Annotated in this window: 27 protein-coding genes; 12 read left to right on the top strand and 15 right to left on the bottom strand. The window is 60.0% G+C overall.

Annotated features, from left to right (window positions below; translation table 11 throughout):
- Positions 1-125: 125 nt before the first annotated feature.
- From ptsN to AC2CGI_RS17545, 9 genes are all read right to left on the bottom strand, one after another.
- Positions 126-587: a PTS IIA-like nitrogen regulatory protein PtsN gene (gene ptsN, locus AC2CGI_RS17585; protein ID WP_016930212.1), complete on the bottom strand. Its 462-nt coding sequence runs from the start codon at positions 585-587 to the stop codon at positions 126-128.
- Between the two features lie 155 nt (positions 588-742).
- Positions 743-1,030, bottom strand: a complete 288-nt coding sequence (hpf, locus tag AC2CGI_RS17580) for a ribosome hibernation promoting factor (RefSeq protein ID WP_004937038.1) — start codon at positions 1,028-1,030, stop codon at positions 743-745.
- Positions 1,031-1,053: 23 nt separating this feature from the next.
- On the bottom strand, positions 1,054-2,487 hold the full coding sequence (gene rpoN, locus AC2CGI_RS17575; protein WP_004937039.1) for an RNA polymerase factor sigma-54: 1,434 nt from the start codon (positions 2,485-2,487) through the stop codon (positions 1,054-1,056).
- A gap of 52 nt (positions 2,488-2,539) precedes the next feature.
- The gene (gene lptB, locus AC2CGI_RS17570; RefSeq protein WP_004937040.1) at positions 2,540-3,265 is read right to left on the bottom strand and encodes an LPS export ABC transporter ATP-binding protein; all 726 of its coding nucleotides are present in this window, start codon (positions 3,263-3,265) and stop codon (positions 2,540-2,542) included.
- Positions 3,266-3,271: 6 nt separating this feature from the next.
- Positions 3,272-3,811, bottom strand: coding sequence for a lipopolysaccharide ABC transporter substrate-binding protein LptA (lptA, locus tag AC2CGI_RS17565; RefSeq protein ID WP_004937045.1), 540 nt, complete (start codon positions 3,809-3,811; stop codon positions 3,272-3,274).
- Positions 3,780-4,358, bottom strand: coding sequence for an LPS export ABC transporter periplasmic protein LptC (gene lptC / locus AC2CGI_RS17560; protein ID WP_004937047.1), 579 nt, complete (start codon positions 4,356-4,358; stop codon positions 3,780-3,782). Before lptC ends, lptA begins: the two co-directional genes overlap by 32 nt.
- Complete coding sequence (kdsC, locus tag AC2CGI_RS17555) at positions 4,355-4,909, bottom strand: 3-deoxy-manno-octulosonate-8-phosphatase KdsC (RefSeq protein WP_021505108.1); 555 nt, start codon at positions 4,907-4,909, stop codon at positions 4,355-4,357. The genes lptC and kdsC overlap by 4 nt, the downstream gene beginning before the upstream one ends.
- Positions 4,910-4,926: 17 nt before the next feature.
- On the bottom strand, positions 4,927-5,913 hold the full coding sequence (gene kdsD / locus AC2CGI_RS17550) for an arabinose-5-phosphate isomerase KdsD (protein WP_033632015.1): 987 nt from the start codon (positions 5,911-5,913) through the stop codon (positions 4,927-4,929).
- A gap of 16 nt (positions 5,914-5,929) precedes the next feature.
- Positions 5,930-6,907, bottom strand: coding sequence for a calcium/sodium antiporter (locus AC2CGI_RS17545; protein WP_004937053.1), 978 nt, complete (start codon positions 6,905-6,907; stop codon positions 5,930-5,932).
- 303 nt (positions 6,908-7,210) lie between these two features.
- On the opposite strand from AC2CGI_RS17545, the gene mlaF reads away from it, so the two are divergent.
- The 7 genes from mlaF (at position 7,211) to murA (ending at position 12,022) form a co-directional block, all read left to right on the top strand.
- The gene (gene mlaF / locus AC2CGI_RS17540) at positions 7,211-8,026 is read left to right on the top strand and encodes a phospholipid ABC transporter ATP-binding protein MlaF (protein WP_015379174.1); all 816 of its coding nucleotides are present in this window, start codon (positions 7,211-7,213) and stop codon (positions 8,024-8,026) included.
- A 4-nt stretch (positions 8,027-8,030) separates the two neighbouring features.
- Positions 8,031-8,813 (top strand): lipid asymmetry maintenance ABC transporter permease subunit MlaE, encoded by a 783-nt coding sequence (gene mlaE, locus AC2CGI_RS17535; RefSeq protein ID WP_004937059.1) that lies wholly within the window; start codon positions 8,031-8,033, stop codon positions 8,811-8,813.
- Between the two features lie 4 nt (positions 8,814-8,817).
- Positions 8,818-9,366: an outer membrane lipid asymmetry maintenance protein MlaD gene (gene mlaD / locus AC2CGI_RS17530; protein ID WP_004937061.1), complete on the top strand. Its 549-nt coding sequence runs from the start codon at positions 8,818-8,820 to the stop codon at positions 9,364-9,366.
- Positions 9,367-9,380: 14 nt separating this feature from the next.
- Positions 9,381-10,010, top strand: coding sequence for a phospholipid-binding protein MlaC (gene mlaC, locus AC2CGI_RS17525; protein ID WP_004937063.1), 630 nt, complete (start codon positions 9,381-9,383; stop codon positions 10,008-10,010).
- Positions 10,010-10,312 (top strand): lipid asymmetry maintenance protein MlaB, encoded by a 303-nt coding sequence (gene mlaB, locus AC2CGI_RS17520; protein ID WP_004937064.1) that lies wholly within the window; start codon positions 10,010-10,012, stop codon positions 10,310-10,312. Before mlaC ends, mlaB begins: the two co-directional genes overlap by 1 nt.
- A gap of 140 nt (positions 10,313-10,452) precedes the next feature.
- The gene (gene ibaG / locus AC2CGI_RS17515) at positions 10,453-10,707 is read left to right on the top strand and encodes a BolA family iron metabolism protein IbaG (protein WP_004937066.1); all 255 of its coding nucleotides are present in this window, start codon (positions 10,453-10,455) and stop codon (positions 10,705-10,707) included.
- Positions 10,708-10,762: 55 nt separating this feature from the next.
- Complete coding sequence (murA, locus tag AC2CGI_RS17510) at positions 10,763-12,022, top strand: UDP-N-acetylglucosamine 1-carboxyvinyltransferase (RefSeq protein WP_004937068.1); 1,260 nt, start codon at positions 10,763-10,765, stop codon at positions 12,020-12,022.
- A 71-nt stretch (positions 12,023-12,093) separates the two neighbouring features.
- Here the strand turns inward: murA and degS are convergent, their stop codons facing one another.
- The 3 genes from degS to zapG all read right to left on the bottom strand — a co-directional run bounded on the left by degS (position 12,094) and on the right by zapG (position 15,193).
- Positions 12,094-13,152: an outer membrane-stress sensor serine endopeptidase DegS gene (degS, locus tag AC2CGI_RS17505; RefSeq protein WP_004937070.1), complete on the bottom strand. Its 1,059-nt coding sequence runs from the start codon at positions 13,150-13,152 to the stop codon at positions 12,094-12,096.
- Between the two features lie 88 nt (positions 13,153-13,240).
- Positions 13,241-14,611, bottom strand: coding sequence for a serine endoprotease DegQ (gene degQ / locus AC2CGI_RS17500; RefSeq protein ID WP_004937072.1), 1,371 nt, complete (start codon positions 14,609-14,611; stop codon positions 13,241-13,243).
- Between the two features lie 180 nt (positions 14,612-14,791).
- Positions 14,792-15,193, bottom strand: a complete 402-nt coding sequence (zapG, locus tag AC2CGI_RS17495; RefSeq protein ID WP_004937074.1) for a Z-ring associated protein ZapG — start codon at positions 15,191-15,193, stop codon at positions 14,792-14,794.
- Between the two features lie 231 nt (positions 15,194-15,424).
- On the opposite strand from zapG, the gene zapE reads away from it, so the two are divergent.
- From zapE to sspB, 5 genes are all read left to right on the top strand, one after another.
- Positions 15,425-16,552 (top strand): cell division protein ZapE, encoded by a 1,128-nt coding sequence (gene zapE / locus AC2CGI_RS17490; protein ID WP_004937077.1) that lies wholly within the window; start codon positions 15,425-15,427, stop codon positions 16,550-16,552.
- A gap of 264 nt (positions 16,553-16,816) precedes the next feature.
- The gene (gene rplM, locus AC2CGI_RS17485; protein ID WP_004937079.1) at positions 16,817-17,245 is read left to right on the top strand and encodes a 50S ribosomal protein L13; all 429 of its coding nucleotides are present in this window, start codon (positions 16,817-16,819) and stop codon (positions 17,243-17,245) included.
- Positions 17,246-17,260: 15 nt separating this feature from the next.
- On the top strand, positions 17,261-17,653 hold the full coding sequence (gene rpsI, locus AC2CGI_RS17480) for a 30S ribosomal protein S9 (RefSeq protein WP_004937080.1): 393 nt from the start codon (positions 17,261-17,263) through the stop codon (positions 17,651-17,653).
- A gap of 325 nt (positions 17,654-17,978) precedes the next feature.
- Positions 17,979-18,620 carry a stringent starvation protein SspA gene (gene sspA, locus AC2CGI_RS17475; protein ID WP_004937082.1) on the top strand — a complete coding sequence of 214 codons (642 nt, stop codon included), beginning with the start codon at positions 17,979-17,981 and terminating at the stop codon, positions 18,618-18,620.
- Between the two features lie 5 nt (positions 18,621-18,625).
- Positions 18,626-19,126, top strand: coding sequence for a ClpXP protease specificity-enhancing factor (gene sspB, locus AC2CGI_RS17470; RefSeq protein ID WP_004937084.1), 501 nt, complete (start codon positions 18,626-18,628; stop codon positions 19,124-19,126).
- 65 nt (positions 19,127-19,191) lie between these two features.
- Here sspB and AC2CGI_RS17465 read toward each other — a convergent pair whose 3' ends face one another.
- The 3 genes from AC2CGI_RS17465 to gltB form a co-directional block, all read right to left on the bottom strand.
- Positions 19,192-19,671, bottom strand: a complete 480-nt coding sequence (locus AC2CGI_RS17465) for a hypothetical protein (RefSeq protein ID WP_015379171.1) — start codon at positions 19,669-19,671, stop codon at positions 19,192-19,194.
- Between the two features lie 165 nt (positions 19,672-19,836).
- Positions 19,837-21,255, bottom strand: coding sequence for a glutamate synthase small subunit (locus AC2CGI_RS17460; RefSeq protein ID WP_015379170.1), 1,419 nt, complete (start codon positions 21,253-21,255; stop codon positions 19,837-19,839).
- A 14-nt stretch (positions 21,256-21,269) separates the two neighbouring features.
- Positions 21,270-25,730 carry a glutamate synthase large subunit gene (gene gltB / locus AC2CGI_RS17455; RefSeq protein WP_015379169.1) on the bottom strand — a complete coding sequence of 1,487 codons (4,461 nt, stop codon included), beginning with the start codon at positions 25,728-25,730 and terminating at the stop codon, positions 21,270-21,272.
- Between the last annotated feature and the right edge of the window lie 22 nt (positions 25,731-25,752).

The following is a 25,752-nucleotide window of genomic DNA, read 5'->3' as shown; positions in this document are numbered from 1 at the left end:
GGCAACTCCCCTGGCATCGCGGCGGCGTTCATCGCCACCGTTAAACTTTGTTATTCCGGCCGTGGCCGGATCCATCATCATAAAACAGTATCGTTATCCGGGCTGGAAGTCACGCCGGCCGGGCATCACTCGGTGATGATTTGGTAAAGTTCTTCGTCGCTCTGCGCGGCGCGCAGGCGGCGGCATACGGTTTTGTCGGCCAGGCGTTTGGCGACCAGCGACAGCGTATGCAAATGGGTTTTGCACTGATCGGCAGGCACCAGCAGCGCGAACAGCAGGTCGACCGGCTGGTTGTCGATAGCGTCGAAAGCGATGGGTTGGTCGAGACGGATAAACACGCCAACGGCCCGCAGTGTGTCCTCTTCCAGTTTGCCGTGGGGAATGGCGATACCGTTGCCGATACCGGTGCTGCCCATGCGCTCCCGGGTGAGAACCGCGTCAAACACCACCTGCGAAGGCAGATTGAGCTGTTTGGCGGCCAGTTCGCTGATAATTTCCAAAGCCCGCTTCTTGCTGGTGCAGTGTACCGAGCTTTTGGTGCACTCGATGTTTAACACCGAGCTTAATTGCATATATTCGTTGTTCATCTCATCTTCACTTAAAACCGCGCCGCCGGGCGAACCCGGCAAGGCGGTTTTTCGTCGGTTTTAACCCTGATTACCGTTCGGCGCGTCACCCATGCGGGTCACGCGCCGAAGGGTGAGGCGGCGACGGATGCCGCCTCATGGAATGGGTTAGGGTGTCAGTGTTGCTTCAATTTGTCTTTATGTTTGTTCAATTGACGTGCCAATTTGTCGATCAGCGTATCAATTGCGGCATACATATTCTCGTCTTCCGAGGTGGCGTGCAACTCGCCTCCATTCACGTGCACCGTTGCTTCCGCAATTTGCTGCACTTTTTCCACACTTAATACAACATACACCTGATTGATGCGATCAAAATACTGTTCGAGTTTGGCGAACTTGTTGTTCACGAACTCGCGCAACGGATCGGTGATTTCGATGTGGTGTCCGGTAATGTTGAGCTGCATAGTGTCTTCCTTCTCAATAGAGGTCAAACCAACTGTTTACGCTGGTTCGACGGCGGGATGGACAAAGACTCTCGGTACTTGGCGACGGTGCGCCGCGCCACGATGATCCCCTGATCGGCGAGCAGGGTGGCCAGCTTGCTGTCGCTGAGTGGTTTGGCGGGGTTTTCCGCCGCAATCAATTTCTTCACCAACGCGCGGATCGCCGTCGAGGAGGCTTCGCCGCCGCTGTCGGTATTCACGTGGCTGGAGAAGAAATATTTCAATTCGAAAATGCCGCGCGGGCTGTGCAGAAACTTCTGCGTGGTGACGCGCGAGATCGTCGATTCATGCATCTCCACGGCCTGGGCGATATCCGCCAGCACCATGGGTTTCATAAACTCTTCGCCTTGCTCGAAGAACGCCTGCTGTTGATCGACGATGCAGCGGGTGACCTTCAGCAGCGTCTCATTGCGGCTCTCCAGGCTTTTAATCAGCCACTTGGCTTCCTGCAGATTGCTGCGGATGAACTGGCCGTCGGCTTCGCTGCGGGCGCTGTTGCCCAGCGCGGCGTATTGCTGATTGATCTTCAAACGCGGCACGCTGTCGCCGTTGAGCTCGACCGTCCATTTGTTCTGCGTCTTGCGCACCAGCACGTCCGGAATCACGTATTCCGATTCGCCGGTATTGATCGACTGCCCCGGGCGCGGATCGAGCGACTGAATCAGCAGCATCGCTTCTTTCAGTGTATCTTCTTTTAGCCGGGTTGATCGCATCAGGCTGCGAAAGTCGTGGTTGGCCAGCAGATCCAGATGCTCGCTGATGATCAGCCGCGCTTCGGCCAGGTAAGGGGTGTCTTTGGCGTATTGGGAGAGCTGCACCAGCAGGCAATCGCGCAGATCGCGCGCGGCGACGCCGATCGGATCGAAACGCTGCACGCGCTTCAACACCGCCTCGACTTCCTCGAGGGTCACGTTTTCGTCGCCCAGGCTTTCCAGAATGTCTTCCAGCGGCACGGTGAGATAGCCGGTGTCGTCCACCGCGTCGACGATGGAGGTGGCGATGGCGGCGTCGGTATCGGAAAACGGCGTCAGATCCACCTGCCACATCAGGTAATCCTGCAGCGTTTGGGTGGTCTCGCCCTGATAGACCGGCAGCTCGTCGTCGCTGTAGTCGGTGCCGGTGCCGGACGGCGTGCCGGCGGTGTAGATCTCATCCCAGGTGGCGTCCAGCGGCAGCTCTTCCGGCATGTCTTTCTGTTCCAGCGCCTCGCGGGTATCGAGCCCCTCGGTCTCCTGGGTTTCTTTGGCGTCGATTTCGTCGTGCAGATCGGTCTGTTCAAGCAGCGGATTGCTCTCCAGCGCCAGCTGGATCTCTTGCTGAAGCTCAAGCGTGGACAACTGCAGCAGGCGGATCGCCTGCTGGAGCTGAGGAGTCATGGCCAGCTGTTGACTGAGCCTGAGTTGCAAACCTTGCTTCATAGTTTTCTGTCTACTTCCGTTAACGGTGTCGCCCCGCAGGGCGCGCCGGCGCTTAGAGGCGGAACTCTTCGCCCAGATAAACGCGTTTAACCTGCTCGTCGGCCAGAATAGCATCCGGCGTGCCGTGGGCAATCAGTTTGCCCTGGCTGACGATGTAGGCGCGTTCACATACGTCCAGCGTCTCGCGCACGTTGTGGTCGGTGATCAGCACGCCCAGGCCGCTGTCACGCAGGTGCTCGATGATTTTTTTGATGTCGATAACGGAAATCGGATCCACCCCGGCGAAGGGTTCGTCCAGCAGAATGAATTTCGGGTTGGCCGCCAGCGCGCGGGCGATTTCGACGCGGCGGCGTTCACCGCCGGACAACGCCTGGCCAAGGCTGTCGCGCAGATGGGAGATATGGAACTCTTCCATCAGCTCCTTGGCACGGTCTTCGCGCTGTTCGCTGGTGAGGTCGGGACGGATCTCCAGCACCGCCATCAGGTTGTCGTACACGCTCAGGCGGCGGAAGATCGACGCTTCCTGCGGCAGGTAACCAATACCGCGGCGCGCGCGGGCGTGCAGCGGCAGCAGGCTGATGTCTTCTTCGTCGATCACGATGCGCCCGGCGTCGCGCGGCACGATGCCGACCACCATGTAGAAGGTGGTGGTTTTACCGGCGCCGTTCGGGCCGAGCAGGCCGACGATCTCGCCGGATTTCACTTTCAGGCTGACGTCTTCGACAACTTTACGGCCCTTGTAGGCTTTCGCCAGGTTTTCTGCGATGAGTGTTGCCATAAGTGATTAGTTACTCTTTTTTTGCTCGTTTTTGTCTTGCAACTGCGACGGTACCAGAACCGTTGTCACGCGTTTGCCTTTATCGCTAAACGCCTGCATTTGCTGCTGTTGCACCAGATAGGTGATGCGATCGCCTTTCACGTTGCTGTCGAGCTGCTCCAGATAGGCGTTGCCCGTCAGGGTCACCAACTGGGTCGCCACGTCGTAACGCACTTTCTGCGCGTGGCCTTTGACCGGCTTGCCGCTGTCCTGCATCTGGTAGAAGGTTACCGGGTTGCCGAACGCTTCAATATAGGTCTTATTCTGATCTCCGCCCGGGCGGGTGACTACCACCTTGTCGGCGCGAATATCGATGGTGCCCTGTTTGATCACCACGTTGTCGGTGAAGGTGCTGACGTTGCTTTGCATGTCCAACGACTGCTTGAGCGAGTCGATGCTGACCGGCTGGCTGGAGTCGGATTTCAGCGCCAGAGCGGGGGCGCTGGCGGCCAAAACTAAGCTGCCGAGCAACAGGTTACGGAGTTGGTTTTTGGTTCTGAATTTCATAGTTGGTCTTAACCTTATCAATCAGCTCAGCGGTTTTGGTCCGCAGGTTCCCACGCATTTTCATGCCGTTAGAGGTAAAATTGGTCCCGTAAAGCGTGACTTCGTCATCGGAGGTGACGTCCTGGGTGACCAGGTTTACCTGAGCGTTGTCCGTCTTAATTTTTTCCAGCTGCGAGGTGGTGGTCAGGCTGTTCACCTCGACGTGACCATACAGATACAGCATTCGGTCTTTAGTCAGTTTGGCGCGATCGGCGCGAACTGACCAGGTGGCCACCGCATTCTCATCGAACAGCGTCATCACCGGCTGGGTGAACCAGCTCAGCTCGCCGGCGGTGTAATACTTCGCGTCTTCCGCCACCAGTTTGTAATTCAGCTTGCCGGCCGGGTTGTACACCACGGTGACCGTGTGCTGGCTCTGGTAGGTCGGATCCTGATCGTTGACCGGGCCAGGGGCCGTGTCGTCGCTGAAGTCCGTCATGTTCCAGCCGATCAGCGCCAGAACGATCACCGTCAACAGGATGGTGATCCACAGTTTGGTTTTACTCATATCGACAGCCCTTTGGCGTCCTCCAGCTTATTTTGAGCCAAAAGAATGATGTCGCACAGTTCGCGTACCGCGCCGCGGCCGCCGGCAATGCGGGTGACGTAGTGGGCGCGCGGCGTCAGCAGCGGATGGGCGTCCGCCACTGCGACCGCCAGGCCGACCTGCGCCATCACCGGCCAGTCGATCAGGTCATCGCCGATATAGGCGACCTGATCCGCCGTTAACGACAGTTTATCCAACAGTTCGCGGAAGGCCAAAAGCTTATCGGACTGCCCCTGATACAGATGGGTGATGCCGAGCGTCTGCGCGCGGTCCTCCAGCAGCTTGGCGGAGCGCCCGGTGATGATCGCCACCTCGATGTCTGAGGTTTTCAAGCAGCGGATGCCGTAGCCGTCGCGCACGTTGAACGCCTTCAGTTCTTCACCGTTGTTGCCCATGAAGATCAGGCCGTCCGACAGCACGCCGTCAACGTCGCAAATCAACAGGCGGATGTTCCCGGCACGCGCCATAACCTCTTGTTCTACCGGCCCGTAGCAGGTTTCTACCATACCCATTCCGTTCTATTCCTTAATTAAACGACGCCGGCGCGCAGCATGTCATGCATATGTACCACACCCAGCAACTGGTCGCCATCGGCAACCAGCAGCGCGGTGATGTGGCGTTGTTGCATCAGGTTCAATGCATCGACCGCCAGGAGGTTGGGGCGCACCCGCACGCCGCCCGGCGTCATGACATCGGCAATCTTCGCCTCGTGCAGGTTGATGCCCATGTCGAACACCCGGCGCAGGTCGCCATCGGTAAAGATGCCGGCGATTTTCATCAGATCGTCGCAGATCACCGTCAGGCCCAGATTTTTGCGGGTGATTTCCAGCAACGCGTCGCGCAACGAGGCGTCGGCGCTGACGTGGGGAATTTCATCGCCGCTGTGCATGATATCGCTAACCCGCAGCAGCAGTTTGCGGCCGAGTGCGCCGCCCGGATGCGACAGCGCGAAATCTTCCGGCGTGAAACCGCGCGCTTTCAGCAGCGCGACGGCCAGCGCATCGCCCATCACCAGCGTGGCGGTGGTGCTGGTGGTCGGCGCCAGCCCCAGCGGGCAGGCTTCCTGCGGCACCTTGATGCACAGGTGGATATCCGCCGCTTTACCCATCGAGCTTTCCGGATTGTTAGTCATACAGATGAGGGTGATCTGTTGGCGTTTCAACACCGGGATCAGCGCCAGGATCTCGCTGGACTCGCCGGAGTTGGAGATGGCGAGCACGATGTCCTGCGGGGTGACCATGCCCAAATCGCCATGGCTGGCCTCCGCCGGATGAACGAAGAATGAGGGCGTGCCGGTGCTGGCGAAGGTCGCGGCGATCTTGCAGCCGATGTGGCCGGATTTGCCCATGCCCATCACCACCACTTTGCCGCCGCAGGCGGCGATGGTTTCGCAGGCGCGGGTGAAGTCTGCGTTGATGTAGCTGTCGAGCTGAGCCAGCCCTTCACGCTCTATCTGAAGCACTTCTTTGCCGGCCTGTTGAAAATCGAAGCCCGGTTGCAACTCAATGTTCGACATACTCATTCCCGTCGGTTTAGCCGAAAGTACTGAAAGGGTTAAAGAACAGCACCGCAAGATACGCAATAAAGCCGCATAATAACAGCGCGCCCGCCAGGTGGCCGATGCGATGTTTGCGGCCGATGCACAGCACGCTCAGCAGCACGCTGGCCGCCAGCATCACCCAGTAATCGCGCTGGAAGGCGGCGGTGTCAACGCTGCCCGGCGACAGCAGGGCGGGTACGCCCAGCACGATCACCGTGTTGAAAATATTGGAGCCGATGATATTGCCAATCGCCATATCATCCTCGCCCTTGAGCGCCCCGGCGATGGAGGTGGCCAGTTCGGGCAGGCTGGTACCGATGGCGATAATGGTCAAACCGACCACCAGTTCGCTCAGACCGAAATAGTGTGCGATCACTGTCGCGTTATCGACCACCATTCTGGAAGAGAGCGGCAGAATGATAAACGCCAGCACCAGCCACAGCACCGCCACGGTATTGCTGCTGTCCTGCGGCAGCTCGGCGATCTGCTCCATGGTCAGGCTGTCGCTGCCCTCGCGCTGCGCCAGCCGGGCGATTTTCAGCATCAGCAGGATGAAGCCGGCGGCGGCGGCCAGCAGCAGCACGCCGTCCAGCCTGCTCAGGGTGCCGTCCATCAACACGAAACCGCATAATACTGTGACCGCTAACATCAGCGGCAGTTCGCGCCGCAGTATCTCAGAGCGCGCGGCCAGCGGGTGAATCAGCGCCGCCACGCCCAGAATCAATAAAATGTTGGTGATGTTGGAACCTAATACGTTGCCAACGGCCATATCTATCTGCCCGTTCAGCGCGGCGGTGGTAGACACGATCAGCTCCGGCAGCGAGGTGCCGATGCCGACGATGGTCATGCCGATGATCAGCGGCGGTACGCCGAGCGAGCGGGAAATCACGGCAGCACCATAAACTAAGCGGTCTGCACCGTACACCAGTAGAAATAAACCAACGATTAATAATGCTATCGCGAGAAACATGCAGGGTCCTTTGTCGGGTATTATCCCGGTTCGTTGGTTAAAGCCGTCAATGCGGCGGTATTGCTTGCCCTCCGTTGCGCGCGTTTAAGCCGCAGCAACGGTTTTCCCCGGCTAATAGTTGAACAGTTTCGTTTTTTTTCGTTATGGCGCCAATTTTGACCGGGTGGCGCGGAAAAGTAAAACCAATGGCACCATTGGTTGCGAAATGGCAGTAAGTTTTTGTAAAGATGAGACGGATTGCGCCCATTGCTTTAACATCACGGGTAGATTCAGCAAAAGATGAGTCGTAAAGGGTCCATTAACATGCTCCAAAAGGCAGATAATTTGGTCGAAGTGCGCGACATGAGCTTCTCGCGCGGCGACCGACGGATATTTGAAGACATCAACCTGACGGTGCCCCGCGGTAAGGTCACGGCGATCATGGGGCCATCAGGGATCGGCAAAACCACGCTGCTGCGCCTGATCGGCGGCCAGCTGGCGCCGGACAGCGGGGAGATTTGGTTCGACGGCGACAACATTCCCGCGTTGTCCCGCCGTCAGTTATACGACGCGCGCAAAAAGATGAGCATGCTGTTCCAGTCGGGCGCGCTGTTTACCGATTTGACCGTATTCGAAAACGTGGCCTACCCGCTGCGCGAGCACAGCAACCTGCCGGAGCCTTTGTTGCACAGCACGGTGCTGATGAAGCTGGAAGCGGTGGGGCTGCGCGGCGCGGCCCAGCTGATGCCCAATGAGCTTTCCGGCGGCATGGCGCGCCGGGCGGCGTTGGCGCGCGCGATCGCGCTGGACCCGGAAATGATCATGTTCGACGAACCCTTCGTTGGCCAGGATCCGATCACCATGGGGGTGCTGGTCAAGCTGATCGACGAGCTGAACCATGCGCTGGGCATTACCTGCATCGTGGTGTCGCACGACGTGCCGGAGGTGCTGAGCATCGCCGACTACGCCTACATCGTGGCCGACAACCGGGTGATCGCCGAAGGCACCACGCAGCAATTGCAGAACAATCCTGATGCGCGCGTGCGCCAGTTCCTGGATGGTATAGCGGATGGGCCGGTGCCGTTCCGCTATCCGGCCGGGGATTATCAGACCGAACTGCTAGGCTTAGGGAGTAAATAAGCTCATGTTATTAAGAGCGTTAGCGTCGTTGGGGCGCAGTGGCATCAACACCAGCGCCAGCTTCGGCCGCGCCGGGTTGATGCTGTTCAACGCGTTGATTGGCCGGCCGGAACCCGGCAAGCAGTGGCCGCTATTGTTGAAACAGCTTTACAGCGTCGGCGTGCAGTCGCTGCTGATCATCATGGTCTCCGGGCTGTTTATCGGCATGGTGCTGGGCCTGCAGGGCTATATCGTGCTCACCACCTACAGCGCCGAGGCCAGCCTTGGCATGATGGTGGCGCTGTCGCTGCTGCGCGAGCTGGGGCCGGTGGTCACGGCGCTGCTGTTTGCCGGCCGCGCCGGTTCCGCGCTCACGGCGGAAATCGGCCTGATGAAGGCGACGGAGCAGATCTCCAGCCTGGAAATGATGGCGGTCGATCCGCTGCGGCGCATCGTGGCACCGCGCTTCTGGGCCGGACTTATCAGCATGCCGCTGCTGACCATCATCTTCGTGGCGATCGGCATTTGGGGCGGTTCGGTGGTCGGCGTGGATTGGAAGGGCATCGACAGCGGCTTCTTCTGGTCGGCGATGCAGGGCGCCGTGGAGTGGAAAAAAGATCTGCTCAACTGCCTGATCAAAAGCGTGGTATTCGCCATTACCGTAACCTGGATTGCCATTTTCAATGGGTACGACGCCGTGCCTACCTCTGAAGGGATTAGCCGGGCGACGACGCGTACCGTGGTGCATTCGTCACTGGCGGTGTTGGGATTGGATTTCGTGCTGACCGCACTGATGTTTGGGAATTGATTCGATGCAAACGAAGAAGAGTGAAATCTGGGTTGGGGCATTTATGCTGATCGCGCTGTGCGCCATCGTGTTTATCTGCCTGCAGGTGGCGAACCTTAAATCGATCGGCAGCGAGCCGACCTACCGCATTTACGCGACGTTCGACAACATCGGCGGCCTGAAACCGCGTTCGCCGGTGAAAATTGGCGGCGTGGTGATCGGCCGCGTGGCGGACATCGAACTCGATTCGAAAACCTACACGCCGCGCGTGGCGCTGGATATCCAGAAAAAGTACGACCAAATCCCGGATACCAGTTCGCTGGCGATCCGCACCTCCGGCCTGCTGGGCGAGCAATATCTGGCGCTTAACGTGGGCTTTGAAGATCCTGATATGGGCACCACCATCCTGAAAGATGGCGGCACCATTCAGGACACCAAATCAGCCATGGTTCTGGAAGACCTGATCGGCCAGTTCCTGTATAAAAGCGGCGGTCAGGACAGCGCCAAATCGGGAGACGCGGCCGCTGAGCCGGCTGCCGGCGCCGCACCGCAACCCGCTGTTCCAAATCATTAAGAGAGGATACCTGCATGTTTAAACGTTTACTGATGGTGGCTCTGCTGGTGGTTGCACCGCTGGCGAGCGCAGCCGACCAAACCAATCCCTACAGCATGATGCAAGAAGCGGCGCAGAAGACTTTCAGCCGTTTGAAGAACGAACAGCCGAAGATCAAGCAGGACCCGAACTACCTGCGTGCCATCGTGCATCAGGAACTGATGCCGTTCGTGCAGGTGAAATACGCCGGCGCGCTGGTGCTGGGGCGTTACTACAAAGAGGCAACGCCTGCGCAGCGCGAAGCTTACTTCACCGCCTTCCAGGCTTACCTGGAGCAGGCTTACGGCCAGGCGCTGGCGATGTATCACGGCCAGACTTACCAGATCGCGCCTGAACAGCCGCTGGGCAATGCCGACATCGTGGCTATTCGCGTCACCATCATCGACAACGGCGGCCGCCCGCCGGTGCGTCTGGATTTCCAATGGCGCAAGAACAGCAAAACCGGCTACTGGCAGGCGTATGACATGATCGCCGAAGGCGTCAGCATGATCACCACCAAGCAAAATGAGTGGGCGTCTACGCTGCGTACTCAGGGCATCGACGGCCTGACCAAGCAGCTGCAGGCCGCCGCCGCGCAGCCTATCACGCTGGACAAGAAAAACTGATGTCGGCAGCGCTCAGCTTCGAATCAGAGCGGCAGACGCTGATCCTGCGCGGTGAACTGGACCGGGAAACGCTGCAGCCGCTGTGGCGGCAGCGCGCCGCGCTGATGGCGGATAAAACCGCGATCGACGTGGCGCAACTGCAGCGCGTGGACTCCGCCGGGCTGGCGCTGTTGCTGCATCTGCAGGAAGAGCAGCGCCAACGCGGCGTAGCGCTGAAAATTTTCGGCGCTACCGAGCGCCTGAAAACGCTGATCGCGCTCTACAACCTGCAGGCGATAATGCCTGTCGATACCGCCGGTTAGCGGCGTTTTAGGCCGCTCTTGCGTGGTAAAACGATACAAAGCCCCTGTTATGCAGGGGCTTTTTCTTTAGTTTAAGAAAACATCGTATTCCACTAAGATACTAGGCTGTTTATGATCCTTTAGCGGCAGAACTGGATACTATGGAAACCAACGAGATTAAAGACGTGCTGATGCAGGCATTGGCACTGGATGAAGTACATGTGACGGGCGACGGTAGCCATTTTCAGGCGATCGTGGTCGGTGAACTGTTCGCCGGCATGAGCCGCGTCAAAAAACAGCAGACGGTTTACGCACCGCTGATGGAATACATTGCGGACAACCGCATTCATGCCTTGTCTATTAAGGCGTACACCCCTGAAGAGTGGCAGCGAGACCGCAAACTCAACGGATTTTAAGGCTGTTTGCCCTGCCGGGCGGGCAGCTTCAGATTAGATAACAGAGAGTAGTCAGATGGATAAATTTCGTGTGCAGGGTCGGACCCGCCTGAGCGGTGAAGTGTCTATTTCCGGGGCCAAAAACGCCGCCCTGCCGATCCTGTTCGCCGCCCTGTTGGCGGAAGAGCCGGTCGAGCTGCAGAATGTCCCTAAGCTGAAGGACATCGACACCACCATTAAACTACTCAACCAGTTGGGTACCAAGATTGAGCGCAACGGTTCGGTCTTCGTGGACGCCAGCGGTGTGAACGAGTTTTGCGCCCCTTACGATCTGGTGAAAACCATGCGCGCTTCCATTTGGGCGCTGGGGCCGCTGGTGGCGCGTTTCGGCCGCGGTCAGGTTTCCCTGCCGGGCGGCTGCGCGATTGGCGCGCGTCCGGTCGATCTGCACATCACCGGCCTGGAGCAGTTGGGCGCTGAGATCAAGCTGGAAGAAGGCTACGTCAAGGCGTCCGTCGAGGGCCGTCTGAAGGGCGCGCACATCGTCATGGACAAGGTGAGCGTGGGCGCGACCGTGACCATCATGAGCGCCGCGACCCTGGCGACCGGCACCACCGTTATCGAAAACGCCGCGCGTGAGCCGGAAATTGTCGATACCGCCAACTTCCTCAACACGCTGGGCGCGAAGATCAGCGGCGCCGGCAGCGACAAGATCACCATCGAGGGCGTCGAGCGTCTGGGCGGCGGCGTGTATCGCGTGCTGCCTGACCGCATCGAGACCGGCACCTTCCTGATCGCCGCCGCGGTTTCCGGCGGCAAAGTGATGTGCCGCAACACCCGTCCGGACACGCTGGATGCGGTGCTGGCCAAGCTGCGCGAAGCCGGTGCCGATATCGAAGTGGGCGAAGACTGGATCAGCCTGGACATGCACGGCAAGCGCCCGAAAGCGGTCACCGTGCGCACCGCGCCGCACCCGGGCTTCCCGACCGACATGCAGGCCCAGTTCAGCCTGCTGAACCTGGTGGCGGAAGGCACTGGCGTTATCACCGAAACCATCTTCGAAAACCGCTTCATGCACGTGCCGGAATTGATCCGCATGGGCGCACACGCGGAGATCGAGAGCAACACTGTGATCTGCCATGGCGTTGAACAGCTGTCCGGCGCCCAGGTGATGGCGACCGATCTGCGCGCTTCCGCCAGCCTGGTGATCGCCGGCTGCATCGCCGACGGCGTGACCGTTGTCGATCGCATCTATCACATCGATCGCGGCTATGAGCGTATTGAAGACAAGCTGCGCGCGCTGGGTGCGAACATCGAGCGCGTGAAAGGCGAGTAAGTCATTAGCGCCGGCGCGGCTGCGTCGGCAGGATGAATAGCAAAGGGCCGGTTATCAATGCCGGCCCTTTTTTAATTGCTGTCTTCCGGGAATTCACCCACCGTCATTTTCAACGTAATGCGTTTGCCGTCGCGCAGCACGATAACCGGTATCTCGGTGCCCGGCCTGATCTCCGCCACCTGATCCATGGTTTCCAGCACGGATACCGCCGGTTTGTTATCCACGTTGATGATGATGTCGTTGATCTGGAAACCGGCGTTGCTCGCCGGGCCGTTCGGCGTAATTTCGGTCACGATGATGCCCTGCAGGCGATCGATGCCGGAATTGGAGGGGCGCAGCGGAATGATCTCCTTGCCCTGAATGCCGAAATAGCCGCGGATAACGCGTCCGTCGCGGATCAGCTTGTCCATGATCTTGGTAGCCAGTTCGATCGGGATCGCAAAGCCCAGTCCTTCCGGCGTTTCGCCGTCGGTGATTTTGTCATAGGTCAGGGTGTTGATACCGATCAGCTCACCCAGCGAGTTGACCAGCGCTCCGCCGGAGTTGCCGCGGTTGATTGAGGCGTCGGTCTGCAGGAACGTCTGCCGGCCAGTGGTGCTCATACTGATGCGCCCGGTAGCGCTGAGGATACCCTGAGTCACGGTTTGCCCCAGGTTATAGGGGTTGCCGATCGCCAGCACCACGTCGCCGACGTGGGCAACGCGATTTTTATTGGTCGGGATCACCGGCAGGTTGCCGGGATCGATCTTCAGCACCGCCAGGTCGGTCAGGCCGTCGGAGCCGACCAGCAGCGCTTCATAGCGGCGGCCATCCTGCAACACCACGGTGATCTGCTGAGCGTCTTTGATCACGTGGCGGTTGGTGATGATATAGCCGCGTTCGTTCATGATCACGCCGGAACCGAGCGACAGCACGTTGGCGGCGCCGTTCAGGTTACGGTTGTAGATGTTCACCACGGCAGGGGCGGCGCGGCGCACCGCCTTGTTGTAGCTCACCGGCGTTTCGTCGCTGGTATTCTCGGTTTTCTCTGCAAACAGGCCGTTGGAAGAGCGCAGCATGGGCAGGGCGGCCAACAGCAGGCCGGCAACGATGAGACCGATAACGACAGAACGCAAGAGCTTAGCAAACATGGAGTTTTCGTGGTGTGGTGAACGATGTTCGGAGGATAGCATGAGTTAACCGGGCGCAGTATGTCACCGAGCCCGGTTTTTGCACAAATTAACGCAGCAGCAGATAAATGGTTTCGTTACCGCGCACGATATTGAGTGCCATCACCGGTGGCTTGGCTTCCAGCACCTTGCGCAGCGCGGTGATACTGTCCACGCGCTGGCGGTTGACGCCGATGATCACGTCGCCTTTTTGCAGGCCGATTTGCGCCGCCGTCGAGCCTTTATCCACGTTCTCCACCTTCACGCCCTTGTCGCCGCTCGGCAGCGCGCCGTTGCTGAGGGATACTCCCTGCAGCGCCGGCGACAGCGTTTCGGCGTTGGTCGAGGCGCTCTCGCTGTTGTCCAGCGTGACCGAGACTTCCTGCGGTTTACCGTCGCGCAGCAGGCCTACCTTGAGCGTTTTGCCCGGTGCGGTGGTGCCGACCTTGGCGCGCAGTTCGGCAAAGCTGTTCACCGGTTTGCCGTCGACGGAAACCAGAATATCCCCGGCTTTGATGCCGGCCTTGGCGGCGGCGGATTTCGGCAACACTTCGCTGACGAAGGCGCCGCGCTGCGCGTCGGTGTTGAAGGCTTTGGCCATGTCCGGGGTCATTTCACTGCCCTTGATGCCAAGCAGGCCGCGTTTCACTTCGCCGAATTCGATCAGCTGCTGGCTCAGGTTCTGCGCCATATTGCTCGGAATGGCGAAGCCGATGCCGACGTTGCCGCCGCTCGGCGCCAGAATGGCGGTATTGATGCCGATCAGTTCGCCGTTCAGGTTAACCAGCGCGCCACCGGAGTTGCCGCGGTTGATGGAGGCGTCGGTCTGAATGAAGTTTTCCAGCCCTTCCAGATTCAGGCCGGTGCGGCCCAGCGCCGAGATGATGCCGGAGGTGGCGGTTTGGCCCAGGCCGAACGGGTTGCCGACCGCCACGGCGAAGTCGCCGACGCGCAGCTGGTCGGAATCGGCCATCTTGATGGCGGTCAGGTTTTTGGTATCGCTGAGCTGCAGCAGGGCGATGTCGGACTGTTCATCGCGCCCGACCAGCTTGGCGTCCAGCTCACGGCCGTCGTTCAACTGCACGCGGATTTTATCGGCGTTGTTGATGACGTGGTTGTTGGTCAGCACGTAGCCCTTGGCGGCGTCGATGATCACGCCGGAACCCAGCCCTTCAAACGGGCGGGAGCTCTGCTGTTGGCCGGGGAAGTTGGGGCCGAAGAAGCGTCTGAACTCTTCCGGCAACTGTTGACGCTGCACCTGGGTGCCGGCGACATGCACGCTCACGACGGCGGGCAAGACTTTTTCCAGCATCGGCGCCAGGCTCGGCAGCGGCTGCCCCTGCACGGCGACGGGCAGGGCCGCGTTGGCCGCCGGTGCGGCGCTGAGCGCCAGACCGAGGCTCATTGCCAATGCACTAAGAATTAACGACTTTTTCTTCATTGATGATAACTCTCTCAATACCTGCCGATGAAAATTTGATGATAAGGCAATCGCCTTGTCATAGTGAAGGGTAAGACCGTGAATTTGCGTGCAAAGTTCAGTAAAGGTAATGCGAAGGAAGGTCAATATGGCACAAACGGGATTAAACCCGCGGGAGGCCCCGCGGGCGAAGAAGGAATATCAGTCGCGGCGTGCGCTTTGACCGCGCAGCAGGCCGGAGGCCCCTTCCGAATAGTCGCGCGGCATTTCCACCGGCGCCTGATCGTTGTCCGCTTCCGCTTCGGTCAGGCGATAGCGGAACGGGTTCTCCTGCATCGGCAGATCCGGCAGCAGGTTGTTGGAGCTTTTCGCCATGTGCTGATACAGCTGGCGATAATCGCGCGCCATGTTATCCAGCAGCTCGGCGCTGCGGGCGAAGTGGCCGACCAGCTCCTGACGGTACTCTTCCAGCTCGGTTTTGCTCTTGTCCAGCTCATTCTGCAAGACTTGTTGTTGACGCAATTTACGGTTGCCAAAACGCATCGCCACCGCACCAATCACGATACCGACGACCAAACCAATCAGCGCATACTCCCAGGTCATGATGACTCCTATTTTGACTTCGTTGTTCCGCAGGGATTTTTCACTTAATAATATCCACTATAACCGTTAACCTTGTCCGAGTGGAATCCTGATGCGCTTCCACCTAATTTTTACAGGGTTTTCAGCGGCGCCCGCAGCGGGCATTTGTGGCGATAACGGTGCGAATCGGCATCAACTTGCCGCCAACGTTGGCTAAATAATTTCTAAGCGTTCTTAGGGAACATCGAACAGATGCAGGCACTATCACCGTTATCTCGCTACCAGCAGGCGCTGGATGCGGGGGAATATCAGGCCGATGAGGTTCAACGCCGGGCCGTCACTCAACTGGATCGCATTTATCAGGCTCTGCGGCAAAAGCCGGCGGCGAACGCGCCTGCCGGCGGGCTGCGCGGCAAGCTCAGCCGCTTGCTGGGCAAAGGCGGCGACACGGCGCCGCAGCGCCCGGTGCAGGGGCTGTATATGTGGGGCGGCGTCGGGCGCGGCAAAACCTGGTTGATGGATATGTTCTTCCACAGTTTGCCGGGCGATCGCAAAATGCGTCTGCACTTCCACCGCTTCATGCTGCGGGTGCATGAAGAGCTGACCGAGTTGCAGGGGCGGGAAAACCCGCTGGAAATCGTCGCCGACGGCTTTAAGGCCGAGACCGACGTATTGTGCTTCGACGAATTCTTCGTCTCCGACATCACCGACGCCATGCTGCTGGCCACGCTGCTGCAGGCGCTATTCGCGCGCGGCATCACGCTGGTGGCCACCTCGAACATCCCGCCGGACGATCTGTACCGCAACGGTCTGCAGCGGGCGCGTTTCCTGCCGGCCATCGATCTGATCAACGAGTACTGCGACGTGATGAACGTCGACGCCGGCATCGACTATCGTCTGCGCACCCTGACCCAGGCGCACCTCTACCTGACACCGCTGAGCGACCAGACGCGTGAGGCGCTGGATCGGATGTTCGTCAAGCTGGCGGGCAAGGCGGGGGAGGACGCGCCGGTGCTGCAGATCAACCATCGGCCGCTGCAGGCGATCCGTTCGGTGGACGGCGTGCTGGCGGTGGATTTCCACACGCTGTGCGAAGAGGCGCGCAGCCAGCTGGACTACATTGCGCTGTCGCGGCTGTATCACAGCGTGATCCTGTATAATGTGCAGGTGATGGGGCCGCTGAAAGAGAATACCGCGCGCCGTTTCCTGGCGCTGGTGGATGAATTTTACGAGCGTCACATCAAGCTGGTGATCGGCGCCGAAGCGTCGATGTTCGAGATCTATCAGGGGGTGCAGCTGAAATTTGAATTCCAGCGCTGCCTGTCGCGCCTGCAGGAAATGCAGAGCGAAGAGTACCTCAAGCTGCCGCATCTGCCCTGAGCCCGCCGGGCCTATCGCCGGTTGTCCGCCGCCGGCGATAAATTTATTTTCCATTCAAAAACCGTTCGATCTTTGTGAGCGACTTCTCTATAATCTTGCGACCCCACGTTACAACAAAGTTTTTTTTCCCAAAAACTTTATAGTGCCGGCAATGGCTATTCGAAGGGGTAGGTTTGCTGGACTTGTATGGTCGTGTGAGCCTCAACTGTTTTCGAGCGTTTGGGTGTTCACCAACGTGTAACTAATTATTGGGTAAGCTTTCTAATGAAAACTTTTACAGCTAAACCAGAAACCGTAAAACGCGACTGGTACGTTGTTGATGCAGATGGTAAAACTTTAGGCCGTCTCGCTACTGAACTGGCTCGTCGCCTGCGCGGCAAGCATAAAGCGGAATACACCCCGCACGTGGATACCGGTGATTACATCATCGTTCTGAACGCTGACAAAGTTGCTGTAACCGGCAACAAGCGTACAGACAAAGTGTACTACCACCACACCGGCCACATCGGTGGTATCAAGCAAGCGACCTTTGAAGAGATGATTGCCCGCCGTCCTGAGCGCGTGATTGAAATCGCGGTTAAAGGCATGCTGCCAAAGGGCCCGCTGGGTCGTGCTATGTTCCGTAAACTGAAAGTTTACGCGGGCACCGAGCACAATCACGCGGCACAGCAACCGCAAGTTCTGGACATTTAATCGGGATTAATGGCAATGGCTGAAAATCAATACTACGGCACTGGTCGCCGCAAAAGCTCCGCCGCTCGCGTCTTCATCAAGCCGGGCAACGGTAACATCGTTATCAACCAGCGCAGCCTGGAACAGTACTTCGGTCGCGAAACTGCCCGCATGGTAGTTCGTCAGCCGCTGGAACTGGTCGACATGGTTGGCAAACTGGACCTGTACATCACCGTTAAAGGTGGTGGTATCTCCGGTCAAGCTGGCGCTATCCGTCACGGTATCACCCGTGCACTGATGGAATACGATGAGACTCTGCGTTCTGAACTGCGTAAAGCTGGCTTCGTCACCCGTGACGCTCGTCAGGTTGAACGTAAGAAAGTCGGTCTGCGTAAAGCACGTCGTCGTCCGCAGTTCTCCAAGCGTTAATTTTCGCTGCTTCGGCAGTGCGATTTACGCAAAAAACCCGGTGCTTCACCGGGTTTTTTTACGCCTGAAATCCGCCGTCCCCGACTAAAATCTGTGGCATATCAGACAATTCAACATGAATTCGCCGCACCGCCCCCACAAAACAAGCAGAATCTGGTAAACTATCATCCACTTTTGCGCCTGTTCGCCGTGCAGTTGACCTCCTGGGCCGGTTTTTTATGGGCTCGGGTCGCGCTGCGTGCTGCCGGCCTGCGGCAAGATTATTCAGGATAGCAGCCTGTCAGTTGGCTATTCGCAGTATTTTCTAGATAACTTGGAGGTTTTCATGGCTGTCGCTGCCAACAAACGTTCGGTAATGACGCTGTTCTCTGGCCCGACCGACATTTTTAGCCATCAAGTACGTATCGTACTGGCGGAGAAAGGTGTCAGCGTCGAGATCGAGCAGGTCGAAATGGATAACCTGCCGCAAGATCTGATTGACCTCAACCCTTACCAGACGGTGCCTACGCTGGTCGATCGCGAACTGACCCTGTATGAATCCCGCATCATCATGGAATACCTGGATGAGCGCTTCCCGCACCCGCCGCTGATGCCGGTTTACCCGGTTGCCCGTGGTGAGAGCCGTCTGATGATGCTGCGCATCGAGAAGAACTGGTACTCGCTGATGGACAAGATCGAGAAGAGCAGCGGCCAGGAAGCGGAATCCGCCCGTCGCCAACTGCGCGAAGAGTTGCTGGCGATCGCGCCTATCTTCGGTCAGGCGCCGTATTTCATGAGCGAAGAGTTCAGCCTGGTGGATTGCTACCTGGCGCCGTTGTTGTGGCGTCTGCCGCAGTTGGGCATCGAATTGAGCGGTGCCGGTTCCAAAGAGCTGAAAGGCTACATGACCCGCGTCTTCGAACGCGACGCCTTCCTGGCTTCCCTGACCGAAGCCGAGCGTGAAATGCGCCTGCAGACCCGGGGCTAAGCGCGATGGACATGTCTCAGATGACGCCGCGTCGCCCGTATCTGCTGCGGGCGTTCTACGACTGGCTGCTGGATAACCAACTGACGCCGCACCTGGTGGTCGACGTGACTCGCCCGGACGTGCAGGTGCCGATGGAGTTCGCGCGTGACGGCCAGATCGTGCTGAATATCGCGCCGCGCGCGGTAGGCAACCTGGCGTTGGGTAACGAAGACGTGCAGTTCAACGCGCGCTTCGGCGGCGTGCCGCGTCAGGTTTCGGTGCCGATGGCCGCCGTGCTGGCGATCTATGCGCGTGAAAACGGCGCCGGCACGATGTTCGAACCGGAAGCCGCCTACGACGAGAGCGAAGGCGTGTTCGAAGGTCTGGACAATGAGACGATCCCTTCGGAAACCCTGATGTCAGTGATCGACGGCGATCGCCCGGATACCGCGGAAGACAACGGCCCGGATGACGAACCGCCGCAGCCGCCGCGCGGTGGCCGCCCGGCGCTGCGCGTGGTGAAATAACCCCGTGAGAACAAACGAAAAAGCACCCCATGGGGGTGCTTTTTTTTTTGCCCGGCAGACGCGGGTCAGCCTTTCAACGCGGCAATGCAGGCGTCGCGCGGCGCGCTGAGATCGCCTACGCGTACGGTAGACAGGGCGTGGGTTGCGCGCTCACGGAAACTGCTGATGGCGGTGTCGCCTTGCACTTCCGGCGGTGCGGTGCAAATGTCATTGAGCGGCAGATCGTTGCCTTTGTTGAGCGCCTGCAACACCGCCGCCGGATTGTAGATCAGGGCTGCGGAGAGGGCCGATTTGATGCCGGCGGTAAAGCCGGCATTGCCGCCGCCGGCCAACTTGGGCGCCAGGGCAATCCAGCTGTCGTCCCCCAGCCGGATGCTGTTTTCCACGGCGCCGAACTGCCCGGCCTTGCCCAACTGCGCCACGACCGGCCGTGCGCCGCGCGCTTCGATATTGTAACCAACCTCCTGCGAATCCAGCGCCATGGCTGAAGCGCTGAAATTGACGGCCAGCAGCGCGCCGGCCAACAGGGAAATGGAGCATTTCATGTTCGCTATCCTTATCTCGGTGTCAGGCGCAGCCGCGCCCCGCAATGGTGCTAACTCAATACTATAGCGCGTTGAGGCGGTGAGGAGCGGGGAGGTTGTTACAAAGCGTGGCAGACTAAAAACAGAGGCCCGGCAATATGCCGGGCCTCTGATGGTACGGAAGGTTTACACTTCCAGGTAGTTCATGATGCCGTCTGCCGCTTTGCGGCCTTCGGCGATCGCCGTCACTACCAGGTCAGATCCGCGCACAGCGTCACCACCGGCGAAGATTTTCGGGTTGCTGGTCTGGAACGCGTTGTCGCTGCCTTCCGGCGCCAGGATGCGGCCCTGTTTATCCAGCTGCACGTCGTGCGCCGCCAGCCAGTCCATGCGGTGCGGGCGGAAGCCGAACGCCATCACCACCGCGTCCGCGTCGATCACGTGTTCGGAACCTGGCACCTGCTCTGCCGTCTGACGGCCGTTGGCATCGGGCGCGCCCAGCTGAGTGCGCACCATTTTCACTCCGGCCACGCGGCCGGCGCTGTTCAGTTCGATGCTCAGCGGCTGCAGGTTGAACTGGAAGTCCACCCCTTCTTCCCGGGCGTTCTTCACTTCGCGCTTGGAGCCCGGCATGTTGGCTTCGTCGCGGCGGTAGGCGCAGATGACCTGCGTTGCGCCCTGACGCACCGAGGTACGCACGCAGTCCATGGCGGTATCGCCGCCGCCCAGCACCACCACCCGTTTGCCTTCCATGCTGACGTAAGGCTCGTGCTGCTCGGTTTCATACCCCATCAGTTGCTTGGTGTTGGCGATCAGGAACGGCAGCGCGTCGTACACGCCCTGCGCCTCCTCATTCTCCAGGCCGCCGCGCATCGACTGATAGGTGCCGACGCCGAGGAACACCGCATCGTACTCGCTCAGCAAGGTCTCCATGCTGACGTCTTTACCCACTTCGGTGTTCAACTGGAACTCGATGCCCATCTCGCTGAAGATGCCGCGGCGTTTGACCATCACTTCCTTTTCCAGCTTGAAAGCCGGGATGCCGAAGGTCAGCAGGCCGCCGATCTCAGGATGACGATCGTATACGACCGCCTTAACACCGTTGCGGGTCAGCACGTCGGCGCAGGCCAGCCCGGCGGGGCCGGCACCGACGATCGCCACGCGCTTGCCGGTCGGCTGCACGTGCGACATGTCCGGCTTCCAGCCCATTTCGATGGCCTTATCGCTGATGTAGCGCTCGATATTGCCGATGGTGACCGCACCGAACTCGTCGTTCAGGGTGCAGGAGCCTTCGCACAGGCGATCCTGCGGGCATACGCGGCCGCACACTTCCGGCAGGCTGTTGGTCTGATGCGCCAGGTCCGCCGCTTCCATGATGCGGCCTTCATTGGCCAGTTTCAGCCAGTTCGGGATGTAGTTGTGCACCGGGCACTTCCACTCGCAGTACGGGTTGCCGCAGGACAGACAGCGGTCCGCCTGGGCCTTGGCCTGGGTTTCCGAAAACGGTTCATAGATCTCGACGAACTCGATTTTGCGGATCTTCAGCGGTTTCTTTGGCGGATCAACACGCTGCAGGTCGATAAATTGATAAACGTTCTGGCTCATTAATGACCTACCTCTTACTGCGCCTGCACCCGCAGCTCGGCTGCGGAACGGCTACGGTGACCCAACAGCGCTTTGACATCGCTGGACTTCGGTTTGACCAGGGCGAACTTCGGCGCCCACTCCGGCCAGTTGGCCAGGATCTCTTCCGCGCGGGAAGAGCCGGTCGCCTGCACGTGTTCGGTGATCAGGCCGCGCAGGTGCTCCTCATGGATCGCCAGCTGATCGACATCCAGCACTTCCACCAGCTCCGGGTTCACGCGCTTGCGGAACTCGCCGTCTTCGTCCAGCACGTAGGCGAAGCCGCCGGTCATGCCGGCGCCGAAGTTGATGCCGGTTTTACCCAGCACGCAGACGATGCCGCCGGTCATGTATTCGCAGCCGTTGTCGCCGATGCCTTCCACCACGGTGATGGCGCCGGAGTTGCGCACCGCGAAACGTTCGCCCGCGCGGCCGGCGGCGAACAGCTTGCCACCGGTGGCGCCGTACAGGCAGGTGTTGCCGACGATGCTGGCTTCATGGCTGCGGAAGGCGGAACCGATCGGCGGGCGCACCGCGATGCTGCCGCCGGCCATGCCTTTGCCGACATAGTCGTTGGCGTCGCCGGTCAGGGTCAGCTCGACGCCGCCGGCGTTCCAGACGCCGAAGCTCTGCCCGGCGGTGCCGGAGAAGTGCGCCTTGATCGGATCGCCTGCCATCCCCTGATCGCCGTGTACGTTGGCGATCGCGCCGGACAGCATGGCGCCCACGGAGCGGTCGGTGTTGCGAATGTCGAAGTAGAAGGTTTTACCTTGCTTCGCTTCGATGTACGGCTGCGCCTGCGCCAGCAACTCTTTGTTCAGCAGACCCTTGTCGAACGCCGGGTTGCTGCTTTCGGTACAGTACACCGCTTTGCCCGGATGCGGCGTGGCGGTTGTCAGCAACGGCGACAGATCCAGCTTGTTCTGCTTGGCGGAAATGCCGTCCAGCTCGGTCAGGAACTCGGTGCGGCCGATCAGATCCACCAGCTGGCTCACGCCCAACTGGGCCATGATCTCGCGGGTCTCACGCGCGATAAACTGGAAGTAATTCGTCACGCGTTCCGGCAGGCCGTGGTAGTGATCGCGGCGCAGCTTGTCGTCCTGAGTCGCAACGCCGGTCGCGCAGTTGTTGAGGTGGCAGATGCGCAGGTATTTGCAGCCCAGCGCCACCATCGGCCCGGTGCCGAAGCCGAAGCTTTCCGCGCCCAGGATCGCCGCTTTGACGATGTCCACGCCGGTTTTCAGGCCGCCGTCCACCTGCAGGCGGATCTTGTGGCGCAGGCCGTTGGCCACCAGCGCCTGCTGGGTTTCCACCAGGCCCAGTTCCCATGGGCAGCCGGCATATTTCACCGAGGACAGCGGGCTGGCGCCGGTGCCGCCGTCGTAACCGGCGATGGTGATCAGATCGGCATAGGCTTTCGCCACGCCGGTGGCGATGGTGCCAACGCCCGGCTCGGACACCAGTTTCACCGAGATCACCGCCTTCGGGTTGACCTGCTTCAGATCGAAGATCAGCTGCGCCAGATCTTCGATCGAGTAGATGTCGTGGTGCGGCGGCGGGGAGATCAACGTCACGCCCGGCACCGAGTAACGCAGTCTGGCAATGTACGGGGTGACTTTGTCGCCCGGCAGCTGGCCGCCTTCGCCCGGTTTGGCGCCTTGCGCCACCTTAATCTGGATCACGTCGGCGTTCACCAGGTAGGCCGGCGTGACGCCGAAGCGGCCGGAGGCCACCTGTTTGATACGCGACACCTTGTTGGTGCGGTAGCGCGCCGGATCTTCGCCGCCTTCGCCGGAGTTGGAGAAGCCGCCGAGGCCGTTCATGGCGATCGCCAGCGACTCGTGCGCTTCCGGGCTCAACGCGCCGATCGACATCGCCGCGGTGTCGAAGCGTTTGAACAGCGACTCCGCCGGTTCAACCTGATCGACCGGGATCGGTTCGCCTTTCGGCGTGATGGCCAGCAGATCGCGCAGCATGGCGACCGGCCGCTCGTTCACCAGCTTGGCGTAGGCCTGGTAGTCGCTGTACTCGCCGCTGTGCACCGCTTTTTGCAGCGAGTTCACCACGTCCGGGTTGTAAGCATGGTATTCGCCGCCGTGCACGAACTTCAGCAGGCCGCCTTGCTCCAGCGGTTTGCGTTTCAGCCAGGCGCGCTTGGAGAGGTTCTGCAGATCCTGCTGGAAGTCGCTGAAGCTGGCGCCGCCGATGCGGCTGACCACGCCCTGGAAGCACAGATCCGCCAGATCGCGGTGCAGGCCGACCGCTTCGAACAGCTTGGAACAGCGGTAAGAGGCGATGGTCGAGATGCCCATTTTGGACATGATCTTGTACAGGCCTTTGTTGATGCCGTTGCGGTAGTTCAGCATCACGTCGCGGTATTTCTTGTCGATCGCCTGGCTGTCCACCAGCTTGGCCAGGGTTTCATAGGCCAGATACGGGTAGATGGCGGTCGCGCCGAAGCCGAGCAGCACGGCGAAGTGGTGCGGATCGCGGGCGCTGGCGGTTTCAACGATCAGGTTGGCGTCGCAGCGCAGGCTTTTCTCCACCAGCCGGGTTTGCACGGCGCCAACGGCCATTGGGGCCGGTACCGGCAGGCGGCCGGGCGCGATGGCGCGGTCGGACAGCACCAACAGCACTGCGCCTTCGCGCACCTTGCGTTCCGCTTCGTCGCACAGGGCGCGAATGGTCTGCTCCAGATCCTGCTGTTGCGGGTCGAAGGTCAGATCGAGCGTCTCGGCGCGATAGTATTCGCCTTCCAGCGTGGTGAGCTGTTTGAAATCGGAGTACAGCAGGATCGGTGATTTGAAGCTCAGGCGGTGCGCCTGGCCTTCGGCTTCGCAGAACACGTTCATTTCACGGCCGATGCTGGTGGCCAGCGACATGACGTGCGCTTCGCGCAGCGGATCGATCGGCGGGTTGGTGACCTGCGCGAACTGCTGGCGGAAGTAGTCGTAAACGATGCGCGGCCGGCTTGAAAGCACGGCGAACGGGGTATCGTCGCCCATCGAGCCGGTGGCTTCCTGGCCAATTTCGCCCAGCACGCGGATCACCTGATCCAGCTCTTCACTGCTGTAGCCGAACTGTTTCTGGTAGGTTTCGAGCTGCGCGTCGTCGAGCTCGCGGCTGCCGACCTGATCGTCCGGCAGATCTTCGAACGGCACCAGGCGTTTGACGTTTTTCTCCATCCACTCTTTATACGGATGGCGGCTTTTCAGATCGTTGTCGGTTTCCGCCGAGTGCAGGATGCGGCCGCTGCGGGTGTCGATCACCATCAGCTCGCCGGGGCCGACGCGGCCTTTTTCCACCACTTCATCCGGCTGGTAATCCCAGATGCCGACTTCGGAGGCGCAGGTGATCAGCTTGTCTTTGGTGATCACATAGCGCGCCGGCCGCAGGCCGTTGCGATCGAGGTTACAGGCGGCGTAGCGGCCGTCGGACATCACGATACCGGCCGGGCCGTCCCACGGCTCCATGTGCATCGAGTTGAAGTCGAAGAAGGCGCGCAGATCGCCGTCCATGTCCGGGTTGTTCTGCCAGGCCGGCGGCACCAGCAAGCGCATGGCGCGGATGAGATCCATCCCGCCCGCCAGCAGCAGCTCCAGCATGTTGTCCAGCGAGCTGGAGTCGGAGCCGGTTTCGTTGACGAACGGCGCGGCGGCCTGCAGATCCGGGATCAGCGGCGTTTGGAATTTATAGGTACGGGCGCGCGCCCACTGGCGGTTGCCGGTGATGGTGTTGATTTCGCCGTTGTGCGCCAGGTAGCGGAACGGCTGAGCCAGCGGCCAGCGCGGCACGGTGTTGGTGGAAAAGCGCTGGTGGAACAGGCAAATGGCCGATTCCAGGCGCAGGTCCGCCAGATCGAGATAGAAGCGCGGCAGATCCGCAGGCATGCACAGGCCTTTATAGATCGTCACCAGGTTGGAGAAGCTGCAGACGTAGAAACTGTCATCCTGCACCCGTTTCTCGATGCGGCGGCGCGCCACGAACAGGCGGCGTTCCATATCGCGCGGGCGCCAGCCGGCCGGGGCGTTAACGAAGATTTGCTCGATGCGCGGCAGGGAGGAGAGGGCGATTTCACCCAGCACGTCCGGGTTGGTCGGCACTTCGCGCCAGCCGACGATCGACAGCGTTTCGTTTTGCAGCTCTTCTTCCACGATGCGGCGGCTGAGGCGCGCTTCCTCTTCATTCTGGCTGAGGAACATCATGCCGACGGCGTAGTTTTTGGCCAAACGCCAGCCGCGCTCTTCCGCTACCATGCGGAAAAAGCGATCGGGTTTTTGCAGCAACAGGCCGCAGCCGTCGCCGGTCTTGCCGTCGGCGAGGATCGCGCCGCGGTGCTGCATGCGGGCCAGCGCGTGAATGGCGGTGCGCACCACCTTGTGGCTAGGTTCGCCTTCTATGTGGGCGATCAGGCCGAAACCACAGTTGTCCCTCTCTTGGGATTTATCGTACAACATATCGTGAACCTCCCCAGGCTCT

Source organism: Serratia sp. LSHTC3 (assembly GCF_057197125.1).
This window is presented reverse-complemented; position numbering and strand designations above follow the sequence as displayed.